Consider the following 17,597-nt stretch of genomic DNA (forward strand, 5'->3'; position numbering starts at 1 on the left):
AATGTCGGGAGGCGACGATCCGGAGCGTCCTTTGGGCGCGCCTGCGGCGCAGCCTTCGCGTGTCGTCGCGCAGGTTCCCCCGATCCGACAACTAGCGAGGACACCCCTGTCATGACTTCGATCACGCCGTTCCTCTGGCTCGACAACAACGTCCGCGATGCCGTTGCCTTCTACAAATCGGTGTTCCCGAACGCCGAGATCGAGACCGTCAGCGACTTCATGGCGAGTTTCGAACTCGAGGGGCAGCGGTTCTATGCGCTCAATGGCGGACCGCAGCACAAGTTCAACGAAGCGGTATCGTTCTTCCTCAGCGTCGAGACCCAGGAACAGGTGGATTACTTCTGGGAGAAGCTCACCGACGGCGGCCAGGAATCGCGCTGCGGCTGGCTCAAGGACCGCTTCGGCCTGTCCTGGCAGGTGATCCCGACGGCGCTGAGCCGCTACTTGAGCGACCCCGATCGCACAAAAGCCGACCGCGTCATGCAGGCGATGTTGAAGATGCAGAAGATCGTGATCGCCGATCTCGATCGTGCCTACGCCGGCTGACGGCATGCGCCTGCGACGGGCGGGCCGATTTGCGGTGCGGAACGTGCCTCGCCAGGCACCCTTGCCGGCTTCCGAAATTTTCAGGAAGCTGGGTGGCGATACTTGGCGCCCTTCTTAAGGGAGGCGCGATTTCCGTGAAGGTGACAATCGGAATTGCTTTGGCTGCGATGCCGGTCACGTCGGCGGGTGCGCAGGACTCGCCGTTTCGAAAGGAACTGAAGCGCAGCGACCTCACCGGGATGAACATGGAGGTCATCACCAGCATCAGCGAGTTAAAGCCCGGGGACACTTCAACGCTTCACATCCATCCCGGCGATGAGTCGTACTACTTCCTCGAAGGCGGCACCATCGAACTACCTGACGGAAAGCAGGTACCCGTTCGGACCGGCGCCGTTGGCCTGAATGCACGGGATACACCGCATGGCGCCTACTAAAGTCGTCGGCGGCAAGGCGATCAAGCTGTTGACCATCCATATCGTCGACAAGGGTAGGCCGCTCTACGACAAGCCGAAATAGCAAGCGGCGATCGTCCAACACGGCCGCCGTGATCGGGGCACGATAGACCGTCAAGGGCGATCGCGGCAGCGACGCCGCTTGAAATGCCTCGATCAGAAGAGGCATCCACCCGTTGGATGTTCACGACCGCTTCGGTTTTGACGCCGATGGCGCATCGCAACAATCGACATCCCTCATCGAGCACTGGTTGTTGTGCTACGCTTCGATGTCCCGCCTTCACGGGGACATTTATTTTCAATTGTTTTTTGGAGGGGAATGCCATGCGAAGGTACATATTGGCCGTATCGATTATCGCCTCTGCCCCGTCCGTGTTTGCAGCCGAGCTGCCAAAGGAGGGCACCTACGACTACACCGCGTGCTGGTCCGGCGCCAACAACGTGATCGCCTTCTCAAAGACGCACACGGCTGCGAGTTACGAAATGACGGGGGCTATCCGAAGCACGACACCGGGCGGAATGTTTGACAAGCACACCTTCCGCTGCGTGGGAATGAACGCCTCGCTCGACGGCAAGAACACCGGGTCGACGGTGTGCGAGGCCATCGATGCAGACGGCGACAAACGCCTGTCGTATTTTTCTGTCGGGAGCGACGGCAAGGTCACCCGCGAGAATATCGTGGGCACTGGAAAATACGAAGGTATGGTTGCAAGCGGAACTGTCCAGCCACTAGGTCCCTTTCCGGTCATCAAACCGGGAACGTTCCAGGACTGCAATCACCAGACCGGCACCTACAAGCTGAAGTAGGGCATCAGGCCGGAATGCCGCCGTTCGAGCGGCGGCATTCTGTCTCGCGAGGCATGGAGCAAGTCCCGCTCACGGAAGCGGATGCCGCAGCACATCAACGGAGCGCGGACCAAATACCGACAGCGCACCGATGAGTTGGAATTGCTGTCAAGCGTACCTTCCGTGGCAGTGCTTGTACTTCTTGCCTGAGCCGCAGGGGCAGTCCTCGTTGCGGCCGACCTTGCCCCAGCTTGCCGGGTCATTCGGATTGCGGTCGGCGGCGGGCATCCCCGGCGCCAGCGAGGCCTGGGCGTAGGTGGCTTCGGTCAGGCGGGCCTGGGCGAACTCGTCCTCGCCAGTGTTGGGATCGAGCTTGTGCGCTTCCATCAGCGGCAGCGGCTGCGGCGGCTCGTCCGGCGGCACGATCTCGACCCGCATCAGCTGCGCGGTGACCGCCTCGCGCAGATGCGCGCTCATCTCCTGGAAGAGATTGAAGGCTTCGGTCTTGTACTCCTGCAACGGATCGCGCTGGCCATAGCCGCGCAGGCCGATCACCTGGCGCAGATGATCCAGCATGATCAGGTGCTCGCGCCAGAGATGGTCGAGCGTCTGCAGCAGGATGGTCTTCTCGACGTAGCGCATCACGTCGGGGCCCCACTGCGCGACCTTGGCGGCCATCCGCTCGTCGACATGATTCTCGATGCGGTTGAGCAGCTCCTCGTCGGCGATGCCCTCTTCCTTGGCCCATTCGTCGACCGGCAGGTCGACATCGAGCACGCGCTTCAGCTCTTCCTTGAGGCCCGCGGTGTCCCACTGCTCGGCATAGGCGTGCTCGGGGATGTGCTTGGCGACCACGTCCTCGACGAAGGCATGGCGCATGTCGGTCACGGTCTCGACGACGCTGTCGTCCTTCATCAGGTCGACGCGCTGGTCGAAGATCACCTTGCGCTGGTCGTTCTGAACGTTGTCGAACTTGAGCAGATTCTTGCGGATGTCGAAGTTGCGCGCTTCGACCTTCTGCTGGGCCTTCTCGAGCGCCTTGTTGATCCAGGGATGGATGATGGCCTCGCCTTCCTGCAGGCCGAGCCGTTGCAGCATGCTGTCGAGCCGGTCGGAGCCGAAGATGCGCATCAGATCGTCTTCCAGCGACAGGAAGAATTTCGAGCGGCCGGGGTCGCCCTGACGGCCGGAGCGGCCGCGCAGCTGATTGTCGATGCGGCGGGATTCGTGACGTTCGGAGCCGATGATGTAGAGGCCGCCCGGCTTCTTCACGGTCTTCGCGGGCTTGCTGCCCTTGGCGGGCTCGACCTCGAAATCCTCTTCCGCCTTCAGCACGAGCTCGCGGAAGCGCTCGATGTCGGCCTTGATCTGCTCGATCTTCCTGGCCTTCTCGGCCTCGTCGGTGATGGTGGCGGTCTCCTGCTGGATTCGCATTTCGAGCGAGCCGCCGAGCTTGATGTCGGTGCCGCGGCCGGCCATGTTGGTCGCGATCGTGATCGCGCCGGGCACGCCGGCTTCCGCGACGATATAGGCTTCCTGCTCGTGGAAGCGCGCGTTCAGCACCGCGAACAGCTTCGCCGGCTTGCCGGCGCGGGCCGCGGCATAGAGCTTCTCCATGCCGGATTCGGAGGTGAAGTCGATCTGCTTGTAGCCGTGCTTCTTGAGGTAGTCGGCCAGCACTTCCGACTTCTCGATCGACGCCGTGCCGACCAGCACCGGCTGCAGCCGCTTGTTGGCGCGCTCGATCTCGGCAAGGATCGCGGCGTATTTCTCGTTCTGGGTGCGGTAGACCTCGTCGTCCTCGTCGAGGCGCGCCACCGGCAGGTTGGTCGGGATCTCGACGACCTCGAGCTTGTAGATGTCGAACAGTTCGTCGGCTTCGGTCAGCGCCGTGCCGGTCATGCCGGACAGCTTCTGGTACATCCGGAAATAGTTCTGGAAGGTGATCGAGGCCAGCGTCTGGTTCTCGGGCTGGACCGTGACGTGCTCCTTGGCTTCCAGCGCCTGGTGCAGGCCTTCCGAATAGCGCCGGCCCTGCATCATGCGGCCGGTGAACTCGTCGATGATGACCACCTCGTCGTCGCGGACGATGTAATCCTTGTCGCGCGTGAACAGCGTGTGCGCGCGCAGCGCCTGGTTGACGTGATGCACGACGGAGACGTTCTCGACGTCGTACAGTGAATCGCCCTTGAGCTGGCCGGCGTCGCGCAGCAGGTTCTCGAGCTTCTCCATGCCGCCTTCGGTCAGCGTCACCGTGCGCTGCTTCTCGTCGACCTCGTAGTCGTCCTTCTTGGCGAGCTTCGGCATGAAGGTGTCGATGGTGTTGTAGAAATCCGACCGGTCGTCGAGCGGACCGGAGATGATCAGCGGCGTGCGCGCTTCGTCGATCAGGATCGAGTCGACTTCGTCGACGATCGCATAGAAGTGCTCGCGCTGGACCATGTCCTCCAGGCGGTACTTCATGTTGTCGCGCAGATAGTCGAAGCCGTATTCGTTGTTGGTGCCGTAGGTGATGTCGCAGGCATAGGCGGCCTTGCGCTCGGCGTCGTCGAGGCCGTGCACGATCACGCCGGTGGTCAGCCCCAGGAAGGCATAGATCTGGCCCATCCAGCCGGAGTCGCGGCGGGCGAGATAGTCGTTGACGGTGACGACATGGACGCCCTTGCCGGCGAGCGCGTTGAGGTAGACCGCGAGCGTTGCAACCAGCGTCTTGCCTTCGCCGGTCTTCATCTCGGCGATGTCGCCCTCGTGCAGCACCATGCCGCCGATCAGCTGGACGTCGAAATGGCGCTGGCCGAGCGTCCGCTTGGCCGCCTCGCGCACCGTGGCGAAGGCCGGGACCAGGATGTCGTCGAGCGTCTTGCCGCTGGCGAGCTGCTGCTTGAATTCGGCGGTGCGGGCCTTGAGCTGATCGTCCGTCAGCTTGACGAGTTCGGGCTCCAGGGCGTTGATGGCGCTGACGCGGGACTGATAGCCCTTGACCCGACGGTCGTTGGCGGAGCCGAAAAACTTGCGGGCGAGCGCGCCGATCATGCGAAATTCCTGTTCTTCGGTCTCGAGTTCGGTCTTGGTTGAGTCTTGGAATTCAAGTCTTGGATTTCAGTGTTGGATTTCAGTCTTGGAATACAGCCTGAGATGGTCCGCCGGATCGCCTATCAACTCACCGTGACGCGCTACGGTTCGAGCCCCGGCCCGGGGCTCCTCCGCCAATTGAGTGGGAAACGGGCCATCCTGGGTTCAACGGCGAAAAACGCAGCAAAATAAGCGCTCTCACCGCTGACACGGTCGGCCAGAGATATGGCCCGGTCGGGGGGTTGTCAACGCCGCCAAGATGTCAAGGAATTCATCATTTTGACAAGACTTTCGCGTTGCCAATGTAACACGATTGGGCGAGTGTCCGCCCCGCTCGAGCTTCCCCCCTTTAGACCAAGGATTTTGCATGACCACCTCGCCTCCGGAAACCAAAACCGGCCTGCGCCTCGGCCTCGCCACCCTGGCCGCCACGGGCTGTCTTGTCGCAGTGCTGGCTGCCGGCCTCCCGGTCCGCGCCGCAGAATCCGACCCGGTGCTGGCGAAGGTGAACGGTTCCGAGATCCACGCTAGCGACGTGGCGCTCGCCGAGGAGGAACTCGGCCCGAGCCTGCAGCAGATGGACCCCTCGACCCGCAAGGACAACGTGCTGTCCTTCCTGATCGACATGAAGATCGTGTCCAAGGCCGCCGAGGACAAGAAGATCGAGAACAACGACGACTTCAAGAAGCGGCTCGCCTTCACCCGCAACCGCCTGTTGATGGACAGCCTGCTTGCCAGCGAGGGCAAGGCCGCGACCACCGACGACGCCATGAAGAAGGTCTATGAGGAGGCCGCCAAGCAGATCACCGGCGAGCAGGAAGTGCGCGCCCGCCACATCCTGGTCGAGACCGAGGACGAGGCCAAGGCGATCAAGGCCGAGCTCGACAAGGGCGCCGATTTCGCCGAGCTCGCCAAGAAGAAGTCAAAGGATCCCGGCGCCTCCGACGGCGGCGACCTCGGCTTCTTCACCAAGGAGCAGATGGTGCCGGAGTTCTCCGCGGTCGCCTTCACGCTCGAACCGGGCAAGATCTCCGATCCGGTCAAGTCGCAGTTCGGCTGGCACATCATCAAGGTCGAGGAAAAGCGCAACCGCAAGGCGCCCGACTTCGAGCAGGTGAAGGCCCAGATCGAGACCTATGTGACCCGCAAGGCCCAGGCCGACTACGTCGCCAAGCTGCGCGAGGCCGCCAAGGTCGAGCGCATGGACAAGCCGGCCGAAACGGCCAAGGACGCGACCGCGCCGGCCGATGCCGCCAAGGACGCGCCGAAGCCCGCCGACAACAAGATGGCGCCGGCGAAGAAGTAAGCCGCGAAAACGAAAGCAGTCGCGATGGCCGGGCATGTCCCGGCCATTTGCTTTTGCGAGGTCTTCGTAGCTCGGATGAAGCGAAGCGAAATCCGGGCTACGGCTTCTTTGAACGATTGATGACAACCGGCGTTCGCGCCACAGCCCTCTCCCGCTTCAGCCGGCGAGATGTTATGCAGCGCTTCCCTCCCCGTAGCCGGAAGCCTCCCGATGTCCACTGCCGTCTCTCCCCTCGCCCCGCCCGACGTTCCCGAGATGCCCGTGATCGCGGGTGTGCGGCTTGCGACCGCTGCCGCCGGCATCCGCTACAAGGGGCGCACCGACGTGCTGCTCGCGCTGCTGGACAAGGGCACCACGGTGGCCGGCGTCTTCACCAAGTCGAAGTGCCCGTCGGCGCCGGTCGAATGGTGCCGCGCCAAGCTGAAGGGCGGGGCTGCGCGTGCCCTAGTGGTCAATTCCGGCAACGCCAACGCCTTCACCGGCAAGACCGGCAAGGCATCCACCGCGCTGACCGCGCAGATTGCATCGAAAGCGGTCGGCTGCTCGACGTCGGACGTCTTCCTGGCCTCCACAGGCGTGATCGGCGAGCCGCTCGACGCCAGCAAGTTCGATGGCGTGCTGGCGCAACTCGCACAGACCGCGACGCCCGACCTCTGGATGGACGCCGCCAGGGCGATCATGACCACCGATACCTTCCCGAAGGTCGCCACCGCGACCGTCAAGCTCGGCAAGGCCAAGGTGACGATCAACGGCATGGCCAAGGGGGCCGGCATGATCATGCCCGACATGGCGACCATGCTGTCCTTCATCTTCACCGACGCGCCGCTGTCGGCTGGCGTGCTGCAATCGCTGCTCAAGGCCGGCGTCGAGGACACCTTCAATGCGCTGACCATCGACGGCGACACCTCGACCTCGGACACGCTGCTGGCATTTGCGACCGGCGCTGCGGCCGCCAACGGCGCGCCGAAGATCTCGCGCGCCAGCGACCCGCGCCTGAAGGCCTTCACCAAGGCGTTCCAGCAGATCCTCGCCGATCTCTCCGAGCAGGTGGCGCGCGACGGCGAAGGCGCCCGCAAGCTGGTCGAGGTCGTGGTCGAAGGCGCGACGACAAAACCGTCGGCCCGCAAGATCGCGATGTCGATCGCCAATTCACCGCTGGTGAAGACCGCGATCGCCGGCGAGGACGCCAATTGGGGCCGCGTCGTGATGGCGGTCGGCAAGGCCGGCGAGCCCGCCAACCGCGACAAGCTCTCGATCTCCTTCAACGGCATCCGCGTCGCCAAGAGCGGCGCGCGCGATCCGTCCTACAACGAGAAAGAGGTCTCGGAAGCGATGAAGGCGCCGAAGATCCAGATCAAGGTCGCGCTCGGCCTCGGCAAGGCGAAAGACCGCGTGCTGACCTGCGACCTCACCAAGGAATACGTCGCGATCAACGGCGATTACCGGTCGTAGAAGTCACTGTCATTGCAACGGGCGAAGTCCCCGACCCGTCATCCTGAGGAGCGCGTAGCGCGTCTCGAAGGATGCACGGCCCCGACGGAGCGTGGAAAGAGCGGGGCCGTCGACCCTTCGAGACGGCCGCTTCGCGGCCTCCTCAGAGTGACGGGAGAGATGCGGGTCGCTGCGTCAGCTCGAGATCCGCGCGTCGGCGACTGCCTTCTTGAACAGCGCATTCATCGCATCCGCGATGCCCTGGGTCGGGCTGACCTCGAAATAGAAGCCCGGCGAGGCGCAGGCCTGCATGTTCTGCGCGATCTGGCTGTTCGGCGACGGACCGAACGGGCCCTGGTTGAACGGATCGATCCAGGTCATGTACCAGTTGTTGGTCGGCAGCTGCAGATAGGTGGTGTAGAGCACCGCGATCTTGATGCCGCGGTTCTTGATTGCCGTGCAGAGCGCCGGATTGATCGGTGACTGGCAGCGATTGCTGCCGGTGATCGGCTTCAGGCAGCTTGAATTGGGTTCGTCGGCGACCCCGTCGGACACGAAGAACAGATATTTCATCGGCGCGGCCGAGGTGCCGGGACCCGGCGCGCTGATCGCATTGCTGATGGCCGGAAGCACCGTCGAGAACTGGCTGTCCTTGTCGGCGGTGTACGAGTCGTTGTTGCCGTAGACGCCCATCAGGTCGATGTTGCCGGCCGCGGTCTTGGCGCTCGACAGGCTGGTCGACAGCGTGAACAGCGCGCGCGGGCCGATCGTCGCCGACGAGGCGCCGAAATCGTAGATCGCCATCCGGTACTGGCTGGAATAGGTCGCGGTGTTCGCGGCCGTGTCCATCAGCTGTTGGGTCGCGCTGCGCAGCACGTCGATCCGCGTCGTGACGCCGAGCGTCTTGGCGAGATTGTAGTAGTTGTTGGCATCGTTGTAGTCGTGGCAGGCGAATGCGCACTGATCCGGCGTGTTGTTGACCATCTTGGTCACATCGGCAGGCGTCGCTGCGACTCCCATCGACGGCGAATTGTCGAGCAGCAGGTAGAAATCGATGTAGAGCGGCATGTTGGCGGTCGAGGTCGAGGTGCCCGACACCGTCATCGTGCTCCGTCCCATCACGCCGAGGAACATGGTCGGGACGTTGGCGGTGAACTGGACCGTCGAGGTGATGGTGCCGCCGCTCTTGGTCATGGTCGGCGTCACGCTGGTCAGCGTGAAGCCGTTCTGATTGAAGATATTGCCGTTGAAGATCTTCCGCGCATCGGCTTCTCCCGCCGAGATCTCGCCGTCCGAGGTCATGGCACCGGCGGCAACGAAGCCGGGCGATGCCTTGGCGATCGACCCGACGCTCGCCGCGTCGGCGGCGGAGATCAGCTTGCTGCGGATCTGGTTGGCGCGGGAATAGTCCACCGCGCATCCGACCGCGATGAGCAGCGGCAGCAGGGCCAGGCCGAAGATCATTGCGATGTTGCCGGAGCGATCGCGGCGGAAACGGCTGACGGTCCGAAGCAAGGTGCGCATGGCTGATATCGGCAAAGAAAATGATGGGCAGATAACAACCTTCATCCTGCCCGTTGCGCATTAAGGCCGGCTTATCGCGGATGCAGAAAACGCCCAGGGGCACAAATCGTTTGGCTGACGGCGCGTTGCTGGTTAATGAAAGCTTGCAAGACTCATTCTTTGAGCATGAGCTTTTCGGAAAACCGCTTCGCACCTTTCCGGATCATGCTTGGTAAGGACATTCGTGCCGCATGGCTGACATCAAGCTGATCCTCGTCGTCGCCTGCGCGCTGGTCGATGCCGACAAGCGCGTGCTGCTGGCGCAACGCCCCGAGGGCAAGGCGCTGGCCGGCCTGTGGGAATTCCCCGGCGGCAAGATCGAGCCCGGCGAGCGGCCGGAGCAGACCCTGATCCGCGAGCTGCACGAGGAGATCGGCATCACCGTGAGCGAGCCGTGCCTCGCGCCGCTGACCTTCGCCAGCCATGCCTACGAGACCTTCCATCTCCTGATGCCGCTCTACATCTGCCGCCGGTGGGAGGGCATGGCGGTGGCGCGCGAGGGCCAGAACCTCGCCTGGGTGCGCGCGAACAAGCTGCGTGACTACCCGATGCCGCCGGCGGACATCCCGCTGCTGCCGCATCTGATGGATTTGCTGCTGTGATCTGCTTCGCCTCTCCCGCTTGCGAGGGAGGCGCGCCGCCAAAATATCGAAAACAACCCCATGCACAGTAGCCGCGGCGGTCGGCGTTCGACCAAGCCGCTTGACACGTCGGGCAACTCACCGGCACAATTCCATTATTCCGAAATCGCGCAAGCAACCGTCGCCCACCTTGTGAGAGAGGTTGGATCGCATCGACAACTGCGATCCGAGGGAAAGGTAAGCGACGGCGGCATCCCCGCTGCTGCCGCGTCTGCTGTGATTTCGCTGGCGCGCGATCAGCGAACGACCGTGAGGGACGCACGATGGACGGGCTCCCTCCCCCCTTGCGGGGGAGGGCTGGGGAGAGGGGTGCCACACGGCGCGCTCCCTCAGCCTGCATCTCGAAGACGGGCGCAGAATTGCGAAAGCGATGATCACACGAATATCTCGCCCGGGGCTACCCCTCTCCCCAACCCTCTCACGCAAGGGGAGAGGGAGCCCCGGCACCGTGCGTGCCTAACGCTTCACCTGCTTCACCGCCGCCTCCAAACTCGCTTTCGCCGAACCGGGCTTCAGCGGCTTCGGCTGGCTTTCATGCGGCGCCCAGCCGGACAGCCAGACGATGTCGAAGGTGGCGCGGATGCGGCCATCGGGATCGGCGAAGCGTTCGGCGTAGATCTGCGCCATCCGCAGCATGGTGGCGCGGCGGGTCAGGGTGTGACGGCGCTCGCGCAGTACATTGGTCGCGCCCATGCGCCTGAGGTCGGCCATCAGCGCGAAGGCGCTGGAATAGCGCACCACGACGCGGTCGACATCGGTCACCGGCAGCGCGAAGCCGGCCCGCTGCAACAGTGCGCCGATGTCGCGCAGGTCGGCGAACGGCGCGACCCGCGGCGACACGCCGCCCTCGCATTCCGCCTCCGCCGCGGCGAAGCTCTGGCGCAACTCGGTCAGCGTGTCGCCGCCGAGCATCGAAGCGAGTAGCAGCCCGTCGCCCTTCAGCGCCCGGCGGAGCTGCGCCAGCACGCCCGGCAGATCATTGACGAACTGGAAAGCGAGCGCGGAGACCGCAAGATCGAGCGACTCCGGTGCCAGGCCGAGCGCTTCCGCCTCGCTGAAGCCGATCGGCTCGACCGAGGCGACACGCCCGCGCAAGGCCTCAGCAAGCCCCTCACCCGGCGTCCAGACGTCGGCCGCCGCCGAAAAGCTGCGCGATACCGCCTGCAAGCGGTCCGCCATGTCTTCGGTCGCGCGCTCGAGCAGGAACGTCGCCGCCCCCTCGCGCCGCGCGCGCGCCAGCCGCGCGCCGAGCAATGCGCGATCGAACAGGATCGGGGCGGTGGCCGGGGTCGTTGCCATCCGCGCTGGTTACGCCGGACCGCCGTCGCAGGCAATGCGTTGCTTGAGACGAATCCGGCGACCCGCTAGCCTGATACGGGCTTCATGCGGCCATCGTCCACTCACCAAGATTGTATGGATTTTCCCATGCTTGCGGTTCACCTTCGGGATATCAACGCTGGGGTGGTCAGGGCCTGGGAGCTTGCCTTTGCCGACATGCCCGAGGTGCGCGTATCGCGCGGCAACATCTTCGAACAGAAGGCGGACGCCATCGTCAGTCCGGCGAACAGCTTCGGCTTCATGGATGGCGGAATCGACCTTCTGTACTCGAAATTCTTCGGCTGGACGCTTCAGACCGACCTGCAGGCAGCGATTGCAAAGCATCACCATGGCGAATTGCCTGTTGGGCAAGCCGCGATCGTTGCCACAGGCCACGACTTCATTTCCTTTCTGGTCAGCGCACCAACCATGCGGATCCCCTCAGACATCAGCGCGACCGTCAATGTGTACCTTGCGTTCCGGGCCGCGCTGATTGCCGTCCTGGCCCACAATATCCGCTCAAAAGCGCCCATTCGGACCCTGCTGGTGCCGGGACTAGGTACCGGAATTGGCGCCGTTGCGCCTGACGCGGCCGCACGCCAGATGCGGCTTGCCTACGACGCGATCATCGGCGGCCGAGGCGCCGAGAAGCGCGGCGCGCGGGCAATCCTGCGCGAACACCACGAGATGCTGTCGTGACAGGCGACGTCATGCGCCTTGAGCCCGTACGGCTCAAACGCTAGCCTCATGCCATGGACGCCGAGGCATCACCGACACGCTCCATTACCGGTCACGTCCAGCGCGCGCTTGGCGCGATCGGGGGCGCGTGGCTGCATACCGCGCGTTTGGCGCTCGACGTCGCGCTGCCGACGCTGTGTGTGTCCTGCCGCGAGCCGGTTCATGGCGAGGGCGTCTGCGCGGCGTGCTGGGCCAAATTGTCGTTCATCGCGCCGCCGTTCTGCCCGCGGCTCGGCATTCCCTTCGTCTACGATCCGGGTCCCGAGCTGCTGTCGATGGAGGCGATCGCCAATCCGCCGGCCTACCAACGCGCCCGCGCCGCGGTACGCTATGACGACGTCGCGCGCACCCTGGTGCACGCATTGAAATACCAGGATCGCACTGATCTCGCGCCAACAATGGGCCGCTGGATGGCGCGCGCGGGGAAGGAATTGCTACGGGATGCCGACATGCTGGTGCCGGTTCCCCTGCATTGGCGGCGCGGCTGGAGCCGGCGCTACAACCAGTCCGGCGCGCTGGCCAAGGTGATCGCGCGCCAGAGCGGCGTCAAAATGGTCTCCGAGGCGCTGCGGCGCACCCGCGCCACCGAGCAGCAGATCGGACTGTCGCGCAAGGACCGCGCCAGCAATGTGCAGGGCGCATTCGGGGTCGCCGGTGAACGCAAGGCTGACATCCAGGGCCGCCGTGTGGTCCTGGTCGACGACGTCCTGACCTCGGGTGCCACAGTGGATGCCTGCGCGCGGGCGCTGCTCCGCGCCAAAGCTGCGCAGGTCGACGTGCTCGTGTTTGCCCGGGTTGTCGATACCCACCGCGCTCCCATATAATCTGTCATTCAGGTTCAACCGAGCGCACCATGACCGCTGCCATTGAAATCTACACCCGCCCGGGCTGCGGTTATTGCACCGCGGCCAAATCGCTTTTGACGCGCAAGAACGCTGCGTTCACCGAACTCAGCGTCGCCAGCAACCCGGCCTTCCGCGACGAGATGTATGATCGCGCCGGCGCCGGCTCGACCTTCCCGCAGATCTTCATCGGCAAGACCCATGTCGGCGGCTGCGACGAGCTCTACGCGCTCGACCGCGAGGGCAAGCTCGACGGCCTGCTCAGCAACGGAGGCGGCGCCTGATGGCAACGGACAACATTTTCACCGCCGCCATGGTGCAGATGCGCACCGGATTGCTGCCCGAGCCGAGCCTCGAGCAGGGCATGCGGCTGATCCGCGAGGCGGCGGCGCAGGGCGCCAACTACGTGCTGACCCCCGAGGTCAGCAACATGATGCAGCTGAACCGCAAGGCGCTGTTCGAGCATTTGGCGAGCGAAGAGGATGACAAGTCGCTGCAGGCCTATCGCGCGCTTGCCGCCGAGCTGAAGATACATCTGCATATCGGCTCGCTGGCGCTGCGCTACTCGCCGGAGAAGGCGGTCAACCGCTCGTTTCTGATCGGGCCCGAGGGCAATGTGCTCGCGAGCTACGACAAGATCCACATGTTCGACATCGATCTGCCCGGCGGCGAGAGCTACCGCGAATCGGCCAATTACCAGCCGGGCGAGACCGCCGTGATCTCCGACCTGCCCTGGGGCCGGATCGGACTGACGATCTGCTACGACGTGCGCTTCCCGGCGCTCTATCGCGCGCTTGCGGAAGCCGGCGCGTCCTTCCTCACGGTGCCGTCCGCCTTCACCCGCAAGACCGGCGAAGCGCATTGGCACACGCTGCTGCGCGCCCGCGCCATCGAGACCGGCTGCTTCGTGTTCGCAGCGGCGCAAGCCGGCCTGCATGAGAACAAGCGCGAGACCTTCGGCCATTCGCTGATCATCGACCCCTGGGGCGAGATCCTCGCCGAGGGCGGCGTCGAGCCGGGCGTGTTCCTGGCCGAGATCGATCCCGCCAAGGTCGAGACCGCGCGCAAGACCATTCCCTCGCTACAGCATGGCAGGCGCTTCGGCATCGCCGACCCCAAGGCCGGCCCGGAGCATCTGCACCTCGTCCGGGGTTCGGCATGATCCGCTACACGCTGCGCTGCGAGCGCGGCCATCAGTTCGAGAGCTGGTTCCAGAGCTCCGCGGCCTATGAATCGCAGGAGCGACGTCACCTGATCGATTGCCCGTCCTGCGGCTCCGACAAGATCGAGCGCGCCATCATGGCGCCCCAGGTCGTCAGCAAGAAGGGCCGCGAACCGGCCCGCCCGGCGCCGGCCACGCCCGTCGAGGCGGCGCCGAACGAATCGACGTCGCTGATGATGGCGCAGGAGCGCGAGCTGCGCAGCAAGCTGAAGGAACTGCGCGACCACATCGTGAAGAACGCCGACAATGTCGGCGACCGCTTCCCGAACGAGGCGCGCAAGATGCATTACGGCGATATCGAGCACCGGCCTATCTATGGCGAGGCCTCGCCCGAAGAGGCGCGCGCGCTGATCGACGAAGGCGTCGAGGTCTCGCCGCTGCCGACGCTGCCGGAAGACCGGAACTAGGGTATTGGATCGGTGGACGAGGTGCTCTCCAATCCGCCATGAACCGACACGCCGCTCTTCAATCACTCATTCGTTTTGATGCACCCATCCCCGATTTGGAGGCGCGCCTCCGATCGTTCGGGTGGGATTCTGATGAAGTTGTGACGTTGACGCGCCGACACATCGCCGACGTACTGGAACGGTATGGGAGCGGCAGAATCAACGCTACGGCCGTAGAGGCGTGGGCGAACTTGATCGAATGCCGCGAAGACATCCGGATCGAACCTCATCACGACAAAATTGTCCGCGCGGCGATCCACGATCTCGCCAACCCTGAGCTTCAGGGTAAGTTGCAAGACATTGCACCGAGGATTCTCTCCAGCCTGTCTCAAGGTCCGCCTCATGCCATCTGACACCTTCACCTCCTGGCAGGTCTGGGCCTTTCTCTCCGCCGTCTTCGCCGCGCTGACTGCGATCTTCGCCAAGGTCGGCGTCGAGGGCATCAACTCCGATCTCGCCACCCTGATCCGCACCGTGGTCGTGCTGATCACGCTGTCGGCGATCCTGTTCGCGACCGGGCAATTCACCCATGCCGGGCCGATCTCGGGCAAGAGCTGGCTGTTCCTGCTGCTGTCCGGGCTCGGCACCGGCGCGTCGTGGATCTGCTATTTCCGCGCGCTCAAGCTCGGCCCCGCCACACTGGTCGCACCGATCGACAAGCTCAGCGTGGTGCTGGTGGCGCTGTTCGGCGCCGTGTTCCTCGGCGAGCGCCCGTCACCCTATGGCTGGATCGGGATCGCGCTGATCTCGGCGGGGGCCGTGCTGATCGCGGTGAAGGGTTAGAGCATTTTCGCGCACTACGCGGCAATCAGCAGCGCGACGCCGATCACGATCAGGACGATGCCGATCACCTCACGCAGCGAGAACGGCTGCCTGAGCGAGAAATACGCCACGCCCTGCGCGAACAGCACCTCAATCAGCGCCAGCGTGCGCACGTTGGCGGCGGCGGTCAGCGCGAACGCCAGGAACCAGAATTGCGACGAGAACGCGCCCATGAAGCCCGCGAACATCGAGGGCCGCCACAGGCCGAGAATTTTCCGCAGCACGTCTGGCGCGCGGAGCAAGAGATAGACCGACAGGATCAGCGTCTGGACGAGGAGGCTCCACATCAGCGTGTAGGACGCCGCCGTCACGAACGAGACGCCGGGCACGGCAATGATGGCGCCGCGAAAGCTCACCGCCGAGATCGCGAACACCGCGGCGGCGCCGAGGCCGAGCACCGTCGGGCGCAGATCGGCAAAGCGCCGCGAGCCGCCCGGCCGCAGCGCCGTGACGACAACGCCGACGGTCGCGATCACGATCGCGATCACCTTGGGCATCGTCAGATGGTCGCCAAGGAAGATGAAGCCGAAGATCGCGGTCTGGATCGCCTCGGTCTTCATGTAGGCCGTGGTCACCACGAAGGAGCGGTCGTTCATCGCCAGCAGCATGAAGCCGGTGCCGACGATCTGGCTGAGCGCGCCGGACACCAGCCACGGCCAGAACGAATCCGCCGGCCACGGCACGCGATCGCCGGTCAGCAGCACCGCCAGCGCGAAGAACACCACCGCGAACGGCAGTCCGAACAGGAAGCGGATGTTGGTCGCGCCCCAGGTCCCGAGCGGCTTGGTGAGATGCCGCTGCATCGCATTGCGCGCCACCTGCCCGAACGCAGCGACGATGGTGAAGGGGATCCAGAGCGAGGCGATCGTGAACATGTGGAATGGGAAAGCGTGGCGGCGGGAGTACACGCACAGCGTGCCGATTGCAGTCGAGGCGGTCAACCGAGTGGGTGCATGACTGGATTGCGTCTCTACTCCCTCGCCCCGCTCTTGCGGGGAGAGGGTTGGGGTGAGGGGCTGCTTCCGCAAGTTCGACGATCGACGCGCGCGGAGAGTCCCCCCTCACCCGGATTGCTTCGCAATCCGACCTCTCCCCGCAAGCGGGGCGAGGTAACAGGAACTCACACCTCCTCCGCCACCACCATGTAGTTCACGTCCATGTCGGACGAGATGCTCCATTTGTCGGCGAGCGGGTTGTAGACCACGCCGGCCTGTTCGGTGACGGTGAGGTTGACGTCGCCGAGATAGCGCTCGAGCTCGGCGGGGGTGACGAACTTGCTCCAGTCGTGGGTGCCGCGCGGCAGCCAGCGCAGCACGTATTCGGCGCCGACGATCGCCAGCGCAAAGCTCTTCCAGTTGCGGTTCAGGGTCGAGACCACCATCAGCCCGCCCGGCTTGAGCATGGCGGCGCAGCGCTTGATGAAGGCGCCGACGTCGACGACGTGCTCGACCACCTCCATCGCCAGCACGATGTCGAAGCGCTCGCGCGCGTCCATCTCCTCGACCGTGGTGCAGCGGTAGTCGATCGACAAATGCCCCTTGTCGGCGTGCAGCTTCGCGGCCGCGATGTTGGTGGCTGACGGGTCGATGCCGATCACCTGGGCCCCGAGCCGGGTGAACGGCTCGCACAACAGCCCGGCGCCGCAGCCGATGTCGAGCAGGCGCAGGCCGGACAGGCAGCTCAGGCTCTTGGCGTTGCGCTCGAACTTGCGGCAGGCGGCGTCGCGGATGTAGGTCAGGCGCAGCGGATTGATCTTGTGCAGCGGCGCCATCTTGCCGTGCGGATCCCACCATTCATCCGACAGTTTCGAGAATTTTGCGATCTCGGCCGGATCGACCGAGGGCGCCGTGGAATTGGAAAGCGTTGTAGCCATGATTGCGCGCGCCCCTATCGCGCGGTGATCGAATTGCGGAACGACAGCGGCGAGGCGATGGTCTTGATGGTCTCGATGCCCTCGCCGACGCCGCGGATGGTGACGTCGCCATAATTGAGCAGGCGCCCGAGGATGCTCTGGTTGACATCGACGCTCTCGACCTTGTCGAGGCTCATCTCGAAGGTGCGCCGCTTGATGAAGCCGGTCTTGTGCACCACGCGGAAATTGGTGACGTCGGTTTCCGTGGTCCAGCGGTGGAACCAGGCCGCGCCTGTCCAGTACAGCGCCGCGACCGCGACCACGGCGGCGGCGGCCAGGCAGGCCAGCACCAGGGCGTCGACCGTCGTCATCCGGGACAGGATCAGCAGCACCAGCACCACGATCCAGGCCCCGATCGCCGGCAGATAGAACATCCAGTGCGCGTTGGTGGAATACAGCACCTTCTCGCCGGGCTGCAGGATTTCGTCGATATAACGTCCCATCCAATCCCGCCTTCGAGTTTCCCGCGAGTCACCCTTGCGCCACAGCCCGCCTGCAACC

General features: G+C 64.4%; 19 protein-coding genes. 13 read left to right on the forward strand and 6 right to left on the reverse strand.

Annotated features, from left to right (window positions below):
- Nucleotides 1-111 precede the first annotated feature (111 nt).
- The 3 genes from XH92_RS41925 to XH92_RS41935 all read left to right on the forward strand — a co-directional run bounded on the left by XH92_RS41925 (nt 112) and on the right by XH92_RS41935 (nt 1,805).
- Nucleotides 112-546, forward strand: coding sequence for a VOC family protein (locus XH92_RS41925; RefSeq protein ID WP_194457253.1), 435 nt, complete (start codon nt 112-114; stop codon nt 544-546).
- A 134-nt stretch (nt 547-680) separates the two neighbouring features.
- Complete coding sequence (locus tag XH92_RS41930) at nt 681-980, forward strand: cupin domain-containing protein (RefSeq protein ID WP_246788128.1); 300 nt, start codon at nt 681-683, stop codon at nt 978-980.
- Nucleotides 981-1,337: 357 nt separating this feature from the next.
- Nucleotides 1,338-1,805: a hypothetical protein gene (locus XH92_RS41935; protein WP_194457254.1), complete on the forward strand. Its 468-nt coding sequence runs from the start codon at nt 1,338-1,340 to the stop codon at nt 1,803-1,805.
- 147 nt (nt 1,806-1,952) lie between these two features.
- Here the strand turns inward: XH92_RS41935 and secA are convergent, their stop codons facing one another.
- Nucleotides 1,953-4,817, reverse strand: a complete 2,865-nt coding sequence (gene secA, locus XH92_RS41940; protein WP_194457255.1) for a preprotein translocase subunit SecA — start codon at nt 4,815-4,817, stop codon at nt 1,953-1,955.
- Between the two features lie 406 nt (nt 4,818-5,223).
- Between secA and XH92_RS41945 the strand changes: the two genes are divergently transcribed.
- Both XH92_RS41945 and argJ read left to right on the forward strand, forming a co-directional pair.
- On the forward strand, nt 5,224-6,162 hold the full coding sequence (locus XH92_RS41945; protein WP_194457256.1) for a peptidylprolyl isomerase: 939 nt from the start codon (nt 5,224-5,226) through the stop codon (nt 6,160-6,162).
- 210 nt (nt 6,163-6,372) lie between these two features.
- The gene (gene argJ / locus XH92_RS41950) at nt 6,373-7,614 is read left to right on the forward strand and encodes a bifunctional glutamate N-acetyltransferase/amino-acid acetyltransferase ArgJ (protein WP_194457257.1); all 1,242 of its coding nucleotides are present in this window, start codon (nt 6,373-6,375) and stop codon (nt 7,612-7,614) included.
- A gap of 174 nt (nt 7,615-7,788) precedes the next feature.
- Here argJ and XH92_RS41955 read toward each other — a convergent pair whose 3' ends face one another.
- The gene (locus tag XH92_RS41955) at nt 7,789-9,117 is read right to left on the reverse strand and encodes a TadE/TadG family type IV pilus assembly protein (protein WP_194457258.1); all 1,329 of its coding nucleotides are present in this window, start codon (nt 9,115-9,117) and stop codon (nt 7,789-7,791) included.
- A 230-nt stretch (nt 9,118-9,347) separates the two neighbouring features.
- On the opposite strand from XH92_RS41955, the gene XH92_RS41960 reads away from it, so the two are divergent.
- A complete protein-coding gene (locus tag XH92_RS41960; protein ID WP_194457259.1) occupies nt 9,348-9,758 on the forward strand; it encodes a (deoxy)nucleoside triphosphate pyrophosphohydrolase in 411 nt (136 codons plus the stop codon).
- A 495-nt stretch (nt 9,759-10,253) separates the two neighbouring features.
- On the opposite strand, the gene XH92_RS41965 is transcribed toward XH92_RS41960, so the two are convergent.
- Entirely contained in the window at nt 10,254-11,096 is an 843-nt protein-coding gene (locus XH92_RS41965; RefSeq protein WP_194457260.1) for a methyltransferase domain-containing protein, read from the reverse strand.
- Nucleotides 11,097-11,222: 126 nt separating this feature from the next.
- Here XH92_RS41965 and XH92_RS41970 point away from each other — a divergent pair, with 126 nt between their 5' ends.
- The 7 genes from XH92_RS41970 to XH92_RS42000 are packed head-to-tail and all read left to right on the forward strand — an operon-like array spanning nt 11,223 to nt 15,145.
- Nucleotides 11,223-11,813, forward strand: coding sequence for a macro domain-containing protein (locus tag XH92_RS41970; protein WP_246788130.1), 591 nt, complete (start codon nt 11,223-11,225; stop codon nt 11,811-11,813).
- A 53-nt stretch (nt 11,814-11,866) separates the two neighbouring features.
- Complete coding sequence (locus tag XH92_RS41975; RefSeq protein WP_194457262.1) at nt 11,867-12,676, forward strand: ComF family protein; 810 nt, start codon at nt 11,867-11,869, stop codon at nt 12,674-12,676.
- Nucleotides 12,677-12,705: 29 nt separating this feature from the next.
- Nucleotides 12,706-12,978 carry a glutaredoxin 3 gene (gene grxC, locus XH92_RS41980; RefSeq protein ID WP_194457263.1) on the forward strand — a complete coding sequence of 91 codons (273 nt, stop codon included), beginning with the start codon at nt 12,706-12,708 and terminating at the stop codon, nt 12,976-12,978.
- Complete coding sequence (locus tag XH92_RS41985; RefSeq protein WP_194457264.1) at nt 12,978-13,856, forward strand: carbon-nitrogen hydrolase family protein; 879 nt, start codon at nt 12,978-12,980, stop codon at nt 13,854-13,856. Before grxC ends, XH92_RS41985 begins: the two co-directional genes overlap by 1 nt.
- A complete protein-coding gene (locus XH92_RS41990; protein WP_194457265.1) occupies nt 13,853-14,323 on the forward strand; it encodes a DUF1178 family protein in 471 nt (156 codons plus the stop codon). Before XH92_RS41985 ends, XH92_RS41990 begins: the two co-directional genes overlap by 4 nt.
- Before the next feature lie 38 nt (nt 14,324-14,361).
- Nucleotides 14,362-14,715, forward strand: a complete 354-nt coding sequence (locus XH92_RS41995; RefSeq protein ID WP_194457266.1) for a hypothetical protein — start codon at nt 14,362-14,364, stop codon at nt 14,713-14,715.
- Nucleotides 14,705-15,145, forward strand: coding sequence for an EamA family transporter (locus tag XH92_RS42000; RefSeq protein ID WP_194457267.1), 441 nt, complete (start codon nt 14,705-14,707; stop codon nt 15,143-15,145). Before XH92_RS41995 ends, XH92_RS42000 begins: the two co-directional genes overlap by 11 nt.
- Nucleotides 15,146-15,159: 14 nt before the next feature.
- Here the strand turns inward: XH92_RS42000 and XH92_RS42005 are convergent, their stop codons facing one another.
- The 3 genes from XH92_RS42005 to XH92_RS42015 all read right to left on the reverse strand — a co-directional run bounded on the left by XH92_RS42005 (nt 15,160) and on the right by XH92_RS42015 (nt 17,539).
- A complete protein-coding gene (locus XH92_RS42005) occupies nt 15,160-16,059 on the reverse strand; it encodes a DMT family transporter (RefSeq protein ID WP_194461688.1) in 900 nt (299 codons plus the stop codon).
- Nucleotides 16,060-16,304: 245 nt separating this feature from the next.
- Complete coding sequence (gene ubiG / locus XH92_RS42010; protein ID WP_194457268.1) at nt 16,305-17,057, reverse strand: bifunctional 2-polyprenyl-6-hydroxyphenol methylase/3-demethylubiquinol 3-O-methyltransferase UbiG; 753 nt, start codon at nt 17,055-17,057, stop codon at nt 16,305-16,307.
- Nucleotides 17,058-17,071: 14 nt separating this feature from the next.
- Nucleotides 17,072-17,539: a PH domain-containing protein gene (locus XH92_RS42015; RefSeq protein ID WP_194457269.1), complete on the reverse strand. Its 468-nt coding sequence runs from the start codon at nt 17,537-17,539 to the stop codon at nt 17,072-17,074.
- Between the last annotated feature and the right edge of the window lie 58 nt (nt 17,540-17,597).

Source organism: Bradyrhizobium sp. CCBAU 53421 (assembly GCF_015291625.1).
Lineage (GTDB): Bacteria > Pseudomonadota > Alphaproteobacteria > Rhizobiales > Xanthobacteraceae > Bradyrhizobium.

Coding starts and splice junctions, on each gene's coding strand:
- XH92_RS42015 (WP_194457269.1), bottom strand. CDS start 17,539: ATGGGACGTTATATCGACGAAATCCTGCAGCCCGGCGAGAAGGTGCTG.
- XH92_RS41945 (WP_194457256.1), top strand. CDS start 5,224: ATGACCACCTCGCCTCCGGAAACCAAAACCGGCCTGCGCCTCGGCCTC.
- XH92_RS41955 (WP_194457258.1), bottom strand. CDS start 9,117: ATGCGCACCTTGCTTCGGACCGTCAGCCGTTTCCGCCGCGATCGCTCC.
- XH92_RS41925 (WP_194457253.1), top strand. CDS start 112: ATGACTTCGATCACGCCGTTCCTCTGGCTCGACAACAACGTCCGCGAT.
- XH92_RS41960 (WP_194457259.1), top strand. CDS start 9,348: ATGGCTGACATCAAGCTGATCCTCGTCGTCGCCTGCGCGCTGGTCGAT.
- secA (WP_194457255.1), bottom strand. CDS start 4,817: ATGATCGGCGCGCTCGCCCGCAAGTTTTTCGGCTCCGCCAACGACCGT.
- XH92_RS41990 (WP_194457265.1), top strand. CDS start 13,853: ATGATCCGCTACACGCTGCGCTGCGAGCGCGGCCATCAGTTCGAGAGC.
- XH92_RS42005 (WP_194461688.1), bottom strand. CDS start 16,059: ATGTTCACGATCGCCTCGCTCTGGATCCCCTTCACCATCGTCGCTGCG.
- XH92_RS42000 (WP_194457267.1), top strand. CDS start 14,705: ATGCCATCTGACACCTTCACCTCCTGGCAGGTCTGGGCCTTTCTCTCC.
- XH92_RS41975 (WP_194457262.1), top strand. CDS start 11,867: ATGGACGCCGAGGCATCACCGACACGCTCCATTACCGGTCACGTCCAG.
- grxC (WP_194457263.1), top strand. CDS start 12,706: ATGACCGCTGCCATTGAAATCTACACCCGCCCGGGCTGCGGTTATTGC.
- XH92_RS41995 (WP_194457266.1), top strand. CDS start 14,362: ATGAACCGACACGCCGCTCTTCAATCACTCATTCGTTTTGATGCACCC.
- XH92_RS41985 (WP_194457264.1), top strand. CDS start 12,978: ATGGCAACGGACAACATTTTCACCGCCGCCATGGTGCAGATGCGCACC.
- XH92_RS41965 (WP_194457260.1), bottom strand. CDS start 11,096: ATGGCAACGACCCCGGCCACCGCCCCGATCCTGTTCGATCGCGCATTG.
- XH92_RS41970 (WP_246788130.1), top strand. CDS start 11,223: ATGCTTGCGGTTCACCTTCGGGATATCAACGCTGGGGTGGTCAGGGCC.
- argJ (WP_194457257.1), top strand. CDS start 6,373: ATGTCCACTGCCGTCTCTCCCCTCGCCCCGCCCGACGTTCCCGAGATG.
- ubiG (WP_194457268.1), bottom strand. CDS start 17,057: ATGGCTACAACGCTTTCCAATTCCACGGCGCCCTCGGTCGATCCGGCC.